Source organism: Winslowiella sp. 2C04 (assembly GCF_050037805.1).
Taxonomy (GTDB): domain Bacteria; phylum Pseudomonadota; class Gammaproteobacteria; order Enterobacterales; family Enterobacteriaceae; genus Erwinia; species Erwinia toletana_A.
The window spans coordinates 2,472,530-2,485,542 of sequence record NZ_CP188300.1; the positions used below are offsets into that span (position 1 = coordinate 2,472,530).

Annotated in this window: 10 protein-coding genes; 3 read left to right on the forward strand and 7 right to left on the reverse strand. The window is 54.1% G+C overall.

What is annotated here, in order from left to right:
* Nucleotides 1–43: 43 nt before the first annotated feature.
* The 3 genes from araH to ACP3TC_RS10995 form a co-directional block, all read right to left on the reverse strand.
* A complete protein-coding gene (araH, locus tag ACP3TC_RS10985) occupies nt 44–1,033 on the reverse strand; it encodes an L-arabinose ABC transporter permease AraH (protein ID WP_426818224.1) in 990 nt (329 codons plus the stop codon).
* 16 nt (nt 1,034–1,049) lie between these two features.
* Nucleotides 1,050–2,570 carry an L-arabinose ABC transporter ATP-binding protein AraG gene (gene araG, locus ACP3TC_RS10990; RefSeq protein WP_313857416.1) on the reverse strand — a complete coding sequence of 507 codons (1,521 nt, stop codon included), beginning with the start codon at nt 2,568–2,570 and terminating at the stop codon, nt 1,050–1,052.
* Nucleotides 2,571–2,639: 69 nt separating this feature from the next.
* A complete protein-coding gene (locus ACP3TC_RS10995; RefSeq protein WP_313857415.1) occupies nt 2,640–3,623 on the reverse strand; it encodes an arabinose ABC transporter substrate-binding protein in 984 nt (327 codons plus the stop codon).
* A 372-nt stretch (nt 3,624–3,995) separates the two neighbouring features.
* Here ACP3TC_RS10995 and ACP3TC_RS11000 point away from each other — a divergent pair, with 372 nt between their 5' ends.
* From ACP3TC_RS11000 to ACP3TC_RS11010, 3 genes are all read left to right on the forward strand, one after another.
* Nucleotides 3,996–5,681 carry a ribulokinase gene (locus ACP3TC_RS11000; protein WP_426818225.1) on the forward strand — a complete coding sequence of 562 codons (1,686 nt, stop codon included), beginning with the start codon at nt 3,996–3,998 and terminating at the stop codon, nt 5,679–5,681.
* A gap of 11 nt (nt 5,682–5,692) precedes the next feature.
* Entirely contained in the window at nt 5,693–7,198 is a 1,506-nt protein-coding gene (araA, locus tag ACP3TC_RS11005; protein ID WP_426816451.1) for an L-arabinose isomerase, read from the forward strand.
* Between the two features lie 311 nt (nt 7,199–7,509).
* The gene (locus ACP3TC_RS11010) at nt 7,510–7,950 is read left to right on the forward strand and encodes a hypothetical protein (RefSeq protein WP_426816452.1); all 441 of its coding nucleotides are present in this window, start codon (nt 7,510–7,512) and stop codon (nt 7,948–7,950) included.
* Between the two features lie 96 nt (nt 7,951–8,046).
* Here the strand turns inward: ACP3TC_RS11010 and yjfF are convergent, their stop codons facing one another.
* The 4 genes from yjfF to ytfQ form a co-directional block, all read right to left on the reverse strand.
* A complete protein-coding gene (yjfF, locus tag ACP3TC_RS11015; RefSeq protein WP_426816453.1) occupies nt 8,047–9,030 on the reverse strand; it encodes a galactofuranose ABC transporter, permease protein YjfF in 984 nt (327 codons plus the stop codon).
* Nucleotides 9,023–10,042 (reverse strand): galactofuranose ABC transporter, ATP-binding protein YtfT, encoded by a 1,020-nt coding sequence (ytfT, locus tag ACP3TC_RS11020; RefSeq protein ID WP_313857407.1) that lies wholly within the window; start codon nt 10,040–10,042, stop codon nt 9,023–9,025. Before ytfT ends, yjfF begins: the two co-directional genes overlap by 8 nt.
* Nucleotides 10,035–11,555: a galactofuranose ABC transporter, ATP-binding protein YtfR gene (gene ytfR / locus ACP3TC_RS11025; RefSeq protein ID WP_313857406.1), complete on the reverse strand. Its 1,521-nt coding sequence runs from the start codon at nt 11,553–11,555 to the stop codon at nt 10,035–10,037. Before ytfR ends, ytfT begins: the two co-directional genes overlap by 8 nt.
* 91 nt (nt 11,556–11,646) lie before the next feature.
* Nucleotides 11,647–12,603 (reverse strand): galactofuranose ABC transporter, galactofuranose-binding protein YtfQ, encoded by a 957-nt coding sequence (gene ytfQ, locus ACP3TC_RS11030; RefSeq protein WP_426816454.1) that lies wholly within the window; start codon nt 12,601–12,603, stop codon nt 11,647–11,649.
* Nucleotides 12,604–13,013: the final 410 nt, after the last annotated feature.

Sequence of the window (13,013 nt, forward strand, 5' to 3'; positions counted from 1 at the left end):
TCCGGTTGACATATTTTTCGGCCTGTTAATCCACCGGCGTGAGCTAGTGGGTTTTGGCTTTTTGTTTATAGCGGTCGAAAATCACCGCCGCTAACAATATCAGGCCACGCACCACATACTGTGAGAACGGCGAGATATTCAATAAATTCATCGCATTCTCTACCGTACCGAGGATCAGCACCCCAGCCACTACATAAGAAATTTTGCCGATGCCGCCTTTCAGCGAGACGCCGCCCAACACGCAGGCTGAGATAACAATCAGTTCATAACCCAGTGACGTCATCGGCTGGCCGCTGGTCATTCGCGAAGCGAGAATAATCCCCGCAGCAGCGGAAACCAGCCCGGACAGAATAAAAATAATGATGCGGGTACGCACCACCGGTACGCCGGCCAGCCGCGCCGCCTCTTCATTACCGCCGATGGCCAGCGTATTGCGGCCAAAGGTGGTTTTGTTCAGCAGAAAACCAAACACGATCATGGTGGCGATAGTCAGCCAGATCGGTGCCGGAATGCCCAGCCAGTTGGTATAACCCAGCGCGAAGAAGCGCTCATCTTCAATACCGACTGCCTTACCGTCAGAAAAAATATAGGCCAGACCGCGCACAATTTGCATCGTCGCCAGCGTGGTAATCAGCGCGTTAATTTTCAGTTTCGCAATCACGAAACCGTTCACGAAGCCGCAGGCAACCCCGAGCAGCAGACCGGCAGTGATACCAATCCACAAGCTTTCGCTAAGATTAATCACCACCGCCGTCGTCACTCCGGCACAGGCAATTACCGACGCAACCGAGAGGTCAAAATCACCGGAAGCCAGGCAGAACAACATGCCGCAGGCCACCATACCGGACATTGACATCGCCAGGCCCAGGCCTTTCATATTGATAAAACTGCCAAAATTCGGCACGAAAATCATGCAGCCGATAAACAGCACGGCAAATACCACCAGCATGCCGAAGTTATCCCAGATGCGTGCGAGATTGATGCCGGAACGCGAGACCGGTGGCGTGGTATTTGAGGTGGTTGAAGAAGACATAACAGCACTCCTGGATTCAGGCCACAGCGGCCACTTGAGAGATTTTCGGCATCGCCAGATGCAGGGTTTTCTGCTCGGTCGCTTCGTCATGGCGAAGTTCACCGGCAATTTCACCTTCACGCATCACAATAATGCGGTCAGCCAGCCCCATCACTTCCGGCAGATCGCTGGAGGCAAACAGCACCGCAATCCCCTTCTCAGCCAGCGCATAAATCAGATTATAAATTTCATGTTTGGCGCCGACGTCAATGCCGCGCGTCGGTTCATCGAGCAGAATGACTTTCATCTCTTCCGACAGCCAGCGCCCCAGAATTGCCTTCTGCTGATTGCCGCCGGAGAGATTCATAATCAACTGATCGGCGGACGGCGTTTTGATATTCAGCGAGCGGATATGCTGCTCAGCGTTTTTTGTCTCCCATGCGCGGTCAATCAGACAACCGGCGGTGAGATTATGGCGACGTGCGCTGATATTGATATTATCGCGCACCGAATGAACCGGAATGATGCCGTCGGCTTTACGATCTTCCGGGCATAACATCATGCCAGCACGGATCGCGTCAGACGGTTCACTGATTCTCAGCGTTTCACCATCAAGACTGACCTCGCCCGATATCAGCCGGGTGGCACCAAACAGCCCTTTCATCAGCTCACTGCGCCCGGCGCCGACCAGACCAAATAAGCCGACAATTTCCCCGGCGCGCACGCTGAGTGAAATTGGCGTACGGACGCCTTTGGCATGCACCTGATTCAGTTGCAGACGCACTGCTCCGGTAGCCCGCGCCCGGTAGCCATAGATATCACCGATTTCGCGACCGACCATCGCCTGCACCAGCTGATCGTGATTGGTATTTGCCACATCAGTAAAGGTGCGCACATAGCGGCCATCTTTAAATACCGTAATTGCATCGCTGAGCGCGAAAATCTCCTCCATGCGGTGCGAAACATACAGCACCACCCGCCCCTGTTCGCGCAGATTGCGGATAACGAGAAACAGCTGTTCAATCTCGCGCGCCGACAGCGAACTGGTCGGCTCATCAAACGCAATAATTTTGGCGTTACGCGCCAGCGCTTTGGCAATTTCCACCATTTGCCACTGCCCCAGCGACAGATATTTCAGCGGCGTATCCGGGTCAATGTCCATACCCAGATTTTTCAGCTGTTGCCCGGCCTCATAGCGCAGCAACTTACGATTCACCCAGCCTGCACGCTGCGGCAGCTGACCGAGGTAGATATTTTCAGCAATGCTCATCTCCGGCACCAGATGCAGTTCCTGATAGATAATCGCGACCCCGGCATCAAGCGCTTCGGTGGTATGGCTGAAATTCACCGGCTGGCCTTTGATGCGAATTTCTCCGCTGTCAGGTTGATAACTGCCGCTGAGAATTTTCAGTAATGTCGATTTACCGGCGCCGTTTTCCCCCATTAGCGCGTGGACCTGCCCGGCATGACACTCGAAACCGATCTCCTGCAACGCTTTTACGCCGGGAAAGGTTTTGCTGATGCCATGAAACGACAGAAATGCGGGTTCAGTGTTCATGGGGTTCCCCCTGTAAAGAAAGCGGATAACAAAGGGCCTGACGGTCAGGCCCTGATGACAACAGTGGGATTACATCAGCCCTTTTTTCGCCAGTTCGGTTTTAAAGTTGTCACGGGTAATCAGCACCACATCGGTCACCTCAGTGAATTTCGCCGGCTCCACGCCTTTAGTGACCCACTCATACAGCATCTGGCTGCTCTTGTAGCCGTGCACATCCGGGCTTGGCAGCAGTGAACCGTAGAAGCCGGTCGCCGAACCTTTCGACAGCTCGCTGACCGCATCCACGCCGTTGATACCAATACCAATCACATTCGGCGCTTTAAAGCCCTGACCTTCGGTCGCACGCACCCCACCCAGCACGGTGTTATCGTTCATGCCAACGATTAACCAGTTTTTTACTTCCGGATGCTGCACCAGCAGCGAGTTACCGGCATCAAACGCGCCGGGAATATCATTGGATTTGGTTGGCACCTGATAAATCTGTTTTTCCGGGAAACCGGCCGCTTTCAGCGCCGCCATTGAACCGCCGGTGCGGCGACGGGCGGTATCCAGTTCATCAGCGGTAATGGCCATCACGCCGGTCTCTTTCACATCCCAGCCGCGTTTCTGCATCTCTTTGTACAGCTCGTCGCCCTGACGCTCGCCGATTTTGGTCGCCGCCATCATCACCAGCGGCACACTGTCCATCGGTTTGCCCTTTGCGGTAACAAACTGATCGTCCACCGCAATCACTTTCAGGTCATAACTGCGCGCCTTGGCAACGATTGCCGCGCCCAGTTTTGGATCCGGCGTACAGATAACAAACCCTTTCGCGCCACTGGCCGCCAGGCTGTCGATGGCATTAAGGGTTTTCTCGCCGTCCGGCACGGCAATTTTGATCACTTCAAAACCCAGGTCTTTACCGGCTTTATCGGCAAATTTCCATTCGGTCTGGAACCAGGGTTCCTCAGGCTGCTTTACCAGAAAGCCCAGTTTCATGGTCTCGGCGATAGCTGATTGTGACATAACGGCTGCCAGCCCAACGACGGCTAACGCTTTAGTGAATTTATGCATGATGCTCTCCGGCTCGATAATGTTTTTTGCATGAGGTAAGCGAAGCGGTGTAAACGCTACCAGTCACCTAATAAGTTCAGTCAGTAGCGTTAAATCAGCTAATTAGAACCGTAATTGACTGATAGCTGTACAACCGCAGGGCTAGTTGTAGCGGTAAAGCGAGCAATATTTGTAGAGCGCTATCACATCGTGAAATTACAGCAGAAATGTCCATACATTCAGCCAATTTAACCGTCTGTTAACTTTTGAGGTCAGTCACAGAAAGCCCCACGATGACAGGAAAGTGCATATATGCAGCCGCAGATGACTAACCGCTTTTGCGCCAGCTTCTTAGGGTAAACAGCAGCGATCGGCGATTAACAGGAGAGCCTTATGCGTGCTGGTGCCATTACAATTGGCTTGGATTTTGGAAGTGATTCGGTTCGCGCGCTGGCGGTAGATTGTCACAGCGGTGCCGAATTACAGAAACAGGTAGTCGCCTACGCGCGCTGGCAGGAGGGAAAATATTGCGATCCCAGCGCCAGCCGCTTTCGTCATCACCCGCAGGATTATATTGATGCGCTGGAGCAGGCGATTAGCGCAGTGGTCTCGCGCTTAAGCGAACAGCAGCGTGCCAGCGTGGTTGGCATTGGCGTTGACTCTACCGGCTCGACACCGGCACCGATTGACCGTCAGGGCCGGATACTGGCGCTGCGCCCGGAGTTTGCCGATAACCCGAACGCGATGTTTGTATTATGGAAAGATCATACGGCAATTGAAGAGGCCGAAGCCATCACTCAGCTATGCCGCAGCGGTGACTTCCCGGACTACTCGCGCTTTATCGGCGGCGTTTACTCCTCAGAGTGGTTCTGGGCGAAAATTTTACACGTCTCGCGCGAAGATGCGGCGGTACGCGAAGCCGCCGTCTCCTGGATAGAGCTGTGCGACTGGGTACCGGCGCTACTGAGTGGCACCACTGCCCCGCACGAAATTCGCCGTGGCCGTTGCGCGGCGGGCCATAAATCTCTGTGGCATCCACAGTGGCAAGGTTTACCCGCTGCCGATTTCCTCAATGCGCTCGATCCCCTGCTGACACGCGATCTCGACTTCCCGCTGTTTACTGAAACCTGGACTGCGGATGTCCCGGTCGGCACCCTGACCGCAGAATGGGCGGAGCGGTTTGGTTTATCCACCAGCGTCACGCTGTCCGGCGGCGCATTTGACTGCCATATGGGCGCGGTCGGTGCCGGTGCGCAGCCTTATACGCTGGTCAAAGTGATTGGTACTTCAACCTGCGACATCTTAATCGCTGATGCCGAACGCGTCGGCCAGCGCGATATCAAGGGAATTTGCGGCCAGGTTGATGGCAGCGTGATGCCGGGCATGATCGGTCTTGAGGCCGGTCAGTCGGCGTTTGGTGATATGTATGCCTGGTTCAGCCGCCTGCTGAGCTGGCCGCTGATTCAGGTCTCTGCTCAGCATCCACAGCTGAAAGCACAGATTGCCGGGATCCAGCAGGATCTGCTGCGTCAGCTGACCGATGCCTGGGTCGCCAATCCGCAGCTGGATCATCTGCCGGTGGTGCTGGACTGGTTTAATGGCCGTCGAACCCCGTTCGCCAACCAGCGGCTGAAAGGCGTGATTACCGATGTAAATTTGGGTACCGATGCACCGACGCTGTTTGGTGGATTTATCGCCGCTACCGCATTTGGCGCACGCGCAATTATGGAGTGCTTCGAACAGCAACAGATTCCGGTTGAACATATTCTGGCACTTGGCGGTATCGCCCGTAAATCACCGGCGATTATGCAGGTGTGCTGCGACGTAATGAATCGTCCACTGGATATCGTCGCCTCCGACGAATGCTGCGCGCTGGGCGCGGCGATTTTCGCCGCGGTCGCCGCCGGCGTTTACCGCGATATCCCGCAAGCGCAACAGCAGATGGCCAGCCCGGTAGCCGAAACCCTGCAACCGGATGCCGCGCGCGTGGCACGTTTTCAGCAACTTTATCAACGCTATCAACACTGGTGTGAGGCTGCTGAACCGCAGTATGCCCCGCGCACTTTATCCGTTAAGTAAGGAGTGGTTTTATGGAACAGCTAAACGCGCTCAGCGTGTGGTTTGTGATTGGCACGCAGCATCTCTACGGTGCCGAGACATTGCGCCAGGTTGAGCAGCATGCGCAGCAGGTGGTTGACGGGTTAAATCGCCAAGCCAGCTTACCGTTTACATTACAGCTGAAGCCACTGGTGAAAAGCCCTGATGAAGCGCTGGCACTGTGCCGTCAGGCCAATTATGACCAGAGTTGCCTTGGGATTATTACCTGGCTGCATACTTTTTCTCCGGCCAAAATGTGGATTGGCGGCCTGTCGATTCTGAATAAACCACTGATGCAGTTTCATACCCAGTTCAACGCGGAGATCCCGTGGAACAGCATGGACATGGACTTTATGAACCTGAATCAGACCGCGCACGGCGGTCGTGAGTTCGGCTTTATTGGCGCGCGGATGAATCTGCAACACAGTGTGATCGCCGGTCACTGGCAGGATCCGGTCAGCCAGCAGCGTATCGGTAAATGGATGCGCGGCGCGGCGGCAAAACAGGCCAGCCAGCAGCTTAAAGTGGCTCGTTTTGGTGACAACATGCGCGAAGTGGCGGTAACCGAAGGGGATAAAGTCGGTGCACAAATCCAGTTTGGCTATGCGGTTAATGGCTGGGGTGTCGGCGATCTGGTGGAAGTGATTAACCAGGTCAGCGAGGGCGATCTGAATGCACTGATTGACGAATATGAAAGCCAGTATGAATTTACCGCTGCCGCCGCGGTGAACGGTGAGAAGCGACAGAATGTGCTGGACGCCGCACGCATTGAACTGGGCTTAAAACGCTTTCTTGAAGCCGAGGGGTGCAAAGCGTTCACCACCAATTTCCAGACGCTGCACGGTATGACCCAGTTACCTGGGCTTGCGGTACAGCGTCTGATGGCACAAGGCTATGGTTTTGCCGGTGAAGGCGACTGGAAAACCGCCGCGCTGCTGCATATTTTCAAAGTAATGGCGCAAGGCCAGCCGGGCGGCACCTCGTTTATGGAAGACTATACCTACCACTTCTCGCCGGATAACGACCTGGTGCTCGGCTCGCATATGCTGGAAGTCTGCCCGTCGATTGCGCGTGAAGAGAAACCACTGGTCGATGTGCAGTTCCTTGGTATTGGTGACAAAGCCGATCCGGCACGCCTGATTTTCTCTGCCCCGGCCGGACGCGCAGTTAACGCCAGCGTGATTGATATCGGCGATCGATTCCGTCTGCTGGTTAACGTGGTGGAGGCTATTGAGCAACCGCAACCGTTGCCAAAATTACCGGTGGCACGCGCGATCTGGCGCGCCCAGCCATCACTGGCGACTGCCGCTGAAGCGTGGATCCTCGGTGGCGGTGCGCACCATACGGTATTCAGCCAGGCGCTTGATGTTGACGATATGCGCCTGTATGCCGAAATGCACGGTATTGAAATCGTGGTAATCGATAACGACACCACTCTTCCCTCATTTCGCGATGCGCTGCGCTGGAATGAGGCCTATTACCGCCTGAATCTGCGCTAACTTGCAAACAGGCTATCGGGGCGATTTTATCGCCCTTTTTTTACGCCAAATCCTCACTCATTGCCTTTCAGATTTGTTGAACAAGGTTAGATTCGGTAAAAGCCAGAAAGCGCGGTGGAAATCTAATTGATAGCATATAAATAATTTAAAATTTAATTATATTGAAAATAAGAAATTAAACTATTTTAACAACAACAGAATAATGCTATTTATTTTATCTCAGTTTATGCAGCACGCACTTTAAGAGCCGAATGGCCCCATTGGAGAAAGATGATCCCCAGACACGTTCTGGATTCAGCAAGGAATAGATTATGCAAACCGCCATGGTTATTAAATGGGCGCACCGAAGTTTCACCGCGATTCTTGTTATTATCATTACTGCAGTGGCAGTAAACTTCTGCCTCACCCACCAACCCTATAACGATCGGATATACCATAAGCAGCAGCTTACCAGCAGCCTTTGGCTGTATATCACGCAATATCAACATGCCGCTGCGACCGATACCGAGGTATATCGTTATTATCTTAACCACAATATTACTGGCGATCCGCTGGAAACGTTAACCAAAACGGCTCCATTTATGACAGCCGATCGGCCCGATGCCACGGTTAATGCTCTCGCTAATAAAGTAACCGTCAGAATAACCGGAAAGATTTACTCATTCAGTAACTCGGTATTTTTTTATGATGACAAGGTCGCGGTTATGCCGGTAGTCGACCTTTATGCCAGCGGCATCAATAACTGGCGTTAATCTGCCGTTTCCACCCAGGGCGAGGTTATCGCCCTGCTGATATTGCTGCGCGCAGCAACGATCAAGGCTCCTGACGAAGCCCTTTCGTTACCCGCCTCAGGACAATCTTTTTACCGGTGCATTCTGCTGACGATTCCACATCACCGTCAGCAGCCGTTGCAGCGCAATAAATCCAAACAGCAAAATCCCAATCGCGATTTTGGTCCACCATGAACTCAGGGTGCCGTCGAAGTTAATCCAGGTCTGAATCAGCCCCTGGATCAGGACGCCAAACAGCGTACCCAGCACCGTTCCCACGCCGCCGGACAACAGCGTACCGCCAATCACCACCGACGCAATGGCATCCAGTTCCACGCCCATTCCCGCCAGCGCATAGCCTGCCGAGGTATACAGCGAGAAGACAATCCCGGCCAGCGTTGCCAGCCCGGAAGACAACATATAGATCTTCACGGTAGTGGCGCGGGTGGAAATGCCCATCAGCTGGGCCGAGGTCACATTACCGCCGATAGCATACACCTGATTACCAAAACGCGTGCGGTGCGCCAGGATAATTCCCAGTACCACCACCAGCAGCATGATCAGCGCCAGCAGGCTTAACCGACCGCCGCCGGGTATCTTCCACGCCATACTGGATAAGGTACTATAAAGCGGATGATCGATGGGAATCGAACTTTCCGCCACCAGATAGCTACAGCCGCGCAGGAAAAACATGCCGGCGAGAGTGATAATAAACGCCGGGATTTTTAACGCATCAATCAGCCAGCCCATCATGGCGCCAAACGCCGAACCGGCCACCATAATAATCGCAAAGGCCAGCCAGGGTGACAAATTCAGATCGCCAATCGCGCGCGCCAGGAACACGCCGGTAAAGGCGATCACCGCACCGACCGACAGATCGATGCCGCCGGAAAGAATCACAAAAGTCATCCCGACGGCAATAATGCCGAGAAAGGCGTTGTCAGTGAGAATATTGCAAATCACCCGCGTGGAGGCAAAGCCGGGAAACTGGCTCAGACAGAACAGATAACCCGCGACAAACACCAGCAGCGTAATCATTAATGGCAAATGACGTTTAACCACGACCGCCTCCTCGTTTAAACAGCTGAATAAAGCGCGGCGACTGCAACAGCAGTACGCACATCACCACCACCGCTTTAACTACCTGATTCAGTTCCGGTGCAAAACCGGACAGCAAAATGCCGGTGTTCATCGCCTGGATAATCAGTGCGCCAATCAGTGACAGCACCAGGTTAAAACGTCCGCCCATCAGCGACGCACCGCCAATCACCACCGCCAGGATCGCGTCCAGTTCCAGCCATAATCCGGCGTTATTGGCATCCGCACCGCGAATATCCGCCGCAACAATCAGACCGGCCACCGCGGCACACAGTCCGCTGATGGCATAGGTCGACATCACCACCAGCCAGCCGTTAACGCCTGCGTTACGCGCCGCACGCAGGTTAATCCCCACCGCTTCAATAAATAATCCCAGCGCGGTTTTGCGGGTTAACAGCCAGATCAGCGCCGCGACCAGCAGCGTGATCCATACCGGCACCGGAAACAGCCAGAGCGTGCCGCTGCCGATACGCGCCAGCGCATCACTGTCAAAGGTCACAATCTGGCCTTCGGTAATTAACTGTGCGATACCGCGCCCGGCCACCATCAGTATCAGCGTGGCAACAAACGGCTGGATTTTCAGCAGTGCCACCAGCACGCCATTCCACAGGCCACACAGCAATCCGGCACCCAGCGTTGCCATAATTACCAGCCACAAGCTGTAACCGGCGACCGTCATGGTCGCCGCCGTGGCACCGGCAATCGCCATCACCGCTCCGACCGACAGATCAATTCCGCCGGTAGCGATGACCAGCGTCATACCAATAGCCAGCAGCGCGACCGGCGCCGCGCGGTTAAGAATATCAATCGGGCTACCGAACAGGCGGCCATCCTGTAAATGAATGGCGAAAAAGTTATTGGCCACCAGGCTGTCCACCAGCAAAACCAGCACTAATGCGGCTATCTGCGGCATTCCCGGCGGGAATTTACCTTTCAACATGCGCTTTTTCTCCGGAGATACCTGTGACTCAAGCATGCTGCGATCCTCCGTCAGCAATCGCCTTCACAATCGCCGCAACGGAAAGCTGCTCCAGTGGAATTTCCGCTACCTGCTGACGATCGCGCAGGATCAGAACCCGATCGGCATAACCCACCAGTTCTTCCAGCTCCGATGAAATCACCAGCAGCGCGAGGCCATCGGCGCAGAGTGATTCAATCAGGCGGATAATCTCGGCGTGGGCACCCACATCAATTCCGCGCGTCGGCTCGTCGAGAATCAGAAACTGCGGACGGGTGACCAGCCAGCGCGACAGCAGCACTTTCTGCTGGTTACCACCGGATAACAGCTCGACCGGCTGCTCTGCATGCGGCGTGCGGATACCGAGGCTTTTAATAAAACGCTCGGCAATCTGCTGCTGCTCGCGGCGCTTAATCGGCCGCAACCAGCCACGCTGGGCCTGTAACGCCAGAATGATATTCTCACGCACCGAGGCGGCACCGATAATACCGTCTGTTTTACGATCTTCCGGACAGAATCCCATCCCCAGCCGCGACGCCTGCGCCGGAGTGCGGATAGTGCGTTTTTTACCTTTAATCAGCGCCGTACCGCTGTCGGCACGGCGGATGCCAAACAGCAGTTCGGCGGTTTCAGTCCGCCCGGAACCCAGCAGCCCGGCCAGCCCGACCGCTTCCCCCGGCCTGACCCGCAGGCTGAACGGCTCAATGGTGCCCTTCTTACCATAATCTTTAAACTCCACCACCGGCTGGTTGCTGCGCAAAGTACTGCCGGCGCGCTGTAGTGCAGTTTCCAGCAGCTCGCGCCCCAGCATCAGTTTAATTAGCTCAATCTGCGGCAGGCTGTGGGTATCGCGAGTGGCGATAAACTGTCCGTTACGCAGCACGGTAATCCGATCGCTGACGCGGTATACCTGGTCAAGAAAGTGGGTAACAAAGATTAAGCTCATGCCCTGCGCTTTCAGCTGATTCATCAGCGTGAACAGCATCTCTACCTCGCTGGCGTCAAGGCTGGCGGTAGGTTCATCGAGGATCAGTACCTGCGCGGAGAGATCCACCGCGCGGCAAATGGCAATAATCTGCTGCATCGCCACCGAATACTGGCCGAGCGAGCGGGTAACATCCAGCTCAAAGCCGTACTCCCGCATCAGCCGGGTGGCGTTTCGCACCATCGTTTTACGATCGATCAGGCCGAAGCGTTTAGGCTCGCGACCGATAAATAAGTTGTCGGCCACCGACATATTGGGCAGCAGGTTAACTTCCTGATACACCGTACCAATGCCAATTTCCTGTGCCTGAGCGGTATTGCGGGGATTGATCGGCTGGCCATTCAGCGTCACGCTACCGGCATCACGCTGATAAACCCCGGTCAGCACTTTAATCATCGTCGACTTACCGGCCCCGTTCTCCCCCAGCAGCGCCATAATCTCACCGCGCCTGATGCTAAAAGAGACATTATCCAACGCCTTCACACCGGGGAAAAATTTGCTGACGCCGTGAATCGTTAACAGCGCTTCCTCTGTCTGCGTGGTCATAAACTTCGCCTCTCAGGATAAAAAAAACCGCCGGATCGCAAAGCCTGTCCCGCACTATTGCGGGGTGACTGTGGATCAAGCGGTGCTGTGCTTAGTAACCCATGCCTTTTTTCTTATCTAATTCGGTTTGTGCATCAGCGGGCAGGAACAGACGTGATTCGGTTTTGATAATTTTTGGTGGTTGAGTGCCATCTTTTTTGAATTTCTCCAGCGCATCAAACGCCGGGCCAGCCATATTTGGCGTCAGCTCGACGTTGGCATTGGCCTCGCCCGCCAGCATTGCCTTATAAATATCCGGCACGCCATCAATCGATCCGGTCAAAATATCTTTACCGGGTTTCAGTCCTGCCTCTTTAATCGCCTGAATGGCGCCGATGGCCATATCATCATTGTGCGCGTAGACCATGCAGATATTTTTGCCGTTATTTTCCGCCTTGATAAAGCTTTCCATCACCTCTTTACCCTTACTGCGGGTAAAGTCGCCGGACTGCGATCGGATTACTTTAATATTTGGTGAGCCGGCAATGGCTTCAGCAAAGCCTTTTTTACGATCGATGGCCACGCTGGCCCCGACGGTGCCCTGCAGCTCTACCACGTTGCAAGGTTTACCCGCGACCTCTTTGACCAGCCAGTCGCCTATCAGCTTTCCTTCCAGCACGTTATCGGCGGTGACCACTGCCATATACAGCGATTTGTCTTTAACCACGATGGCGCGATCCAGCAGGAATACCGGAATTTCTGCGTCTTTAGCTTCTTCCAGCACCGGCTCCCAGCCGGTCTGTACTACTGGCGCGATAAAAATTGCATCCACGCCCTGCGCAATAAACGAACGCACCGCTTTAATCTGATTCTCTTGTTTTTGCTGACCATCGGCGATTTTCAGCGTGATACCGCGTTTAGCGGCTTCGCTTTTCGCCACGCTGGTCTCAGCCGCGCGCCAGCCCGATTCTGAGCCAACCTGAGAAAATCCGACTGTCATATCGGCCGCCAGCGCTGAACCGGAGAGTGCGGCACTCACCATGGTGGTTAAGAGTAAACGCTTCCACATAATCTTTTTTCCTCTGATGGGAGATTGCTGTATGAGTACAAGGCCTCTAAAGCCTGGACTAATCAGGTGGAAACATTTTCGACATAGTTCACAAAATGCTACGAATTAAATGGGTTACGTAAATATCACCCGCTAACAACCGCCGATGATATGGAGTTTTTTCCTGCGGTTAATATCAGGCCAGTTAAATAACTGTAATAAAGATAACAGGTTATCTGCGCAGGGTTTGGAAGCGATTACAGCACCACGTAAAGTTCTGCCATTTTGTCGATGAGCGCCAGCATTTAAATAATTATCTGAACTGTGATTGTCCGCACACTGGCAGGATTACGCCAACTTTAACCGGTAACAGTAGAGTTAAATGGTTGAAGGTCAGAAACGAGCCTTTTACACGGCAGCATTTTCTTAAA

Bases quoted from the DNA above. Each gene is read 5' to 3' on its own strand.
- araH (WP_426818224.1), bottom strand. From the start codon at position 1,033: ATGTCTTCTTCAACCACCTCAAATACCACGCCACCGGTCTCGCGTTCC.
- araG (WP_313857416.1), bottom strand. From the start codon at position 2,570: ATGAACACTGAACCCGCATTTCTGTCGTTTCATGGCATCAGCAAAACC.
- ACP3TC_RS10995 (WP_313857415.1), bottom strand. From the start codon at position 3,623: ATGCATAAATTCACTAAAGCGTTAGCCGTCGTTGGGCTGGCAGCCGTT.
- ACP3TC_RS11000 (WP_426818225.1), top strand. From the start codon at position 3,996: ATGCGTGCTGGTGCCATTACAATTGGCTTGGATTTTGGAAGTGATTCG.
- araA (WP_426816451.1), top strand. From the start codon at position 5,693: ATGGAACAGCTAAACGCGCTCAGCGTGTGGTTTGTGATTGGCACGCAG.
- ACP3TC_RS11010 (WP_426816452.1), top strand. From the start codon at position 7,510: ATGCAAACCGCCATGGTTATTAAATGGGCGCACCGAAGTTTCACCGCG.
- ytfT (WP_313857407.1), bottom strand. From the start codon at position 10,042: ATGCTTGAGTCACAGGTATCTCCGGAGAAAAAGCGCATGTTGAAAGGT.
- ytfR (WP_313857406.1), bottom strand. From the start codon at position 11,555: ATGACCACGCAGACAGAGGAAGCGCTGTTAACGATTCACGGCGTCAGC.
- ytfQ (WP_426816454.1), bottom strand. From the start codon at position 12,603: ATGTGGAAGCGTTTACTCTTAACCACCATGGTGAGTGCCGCACTCTCC.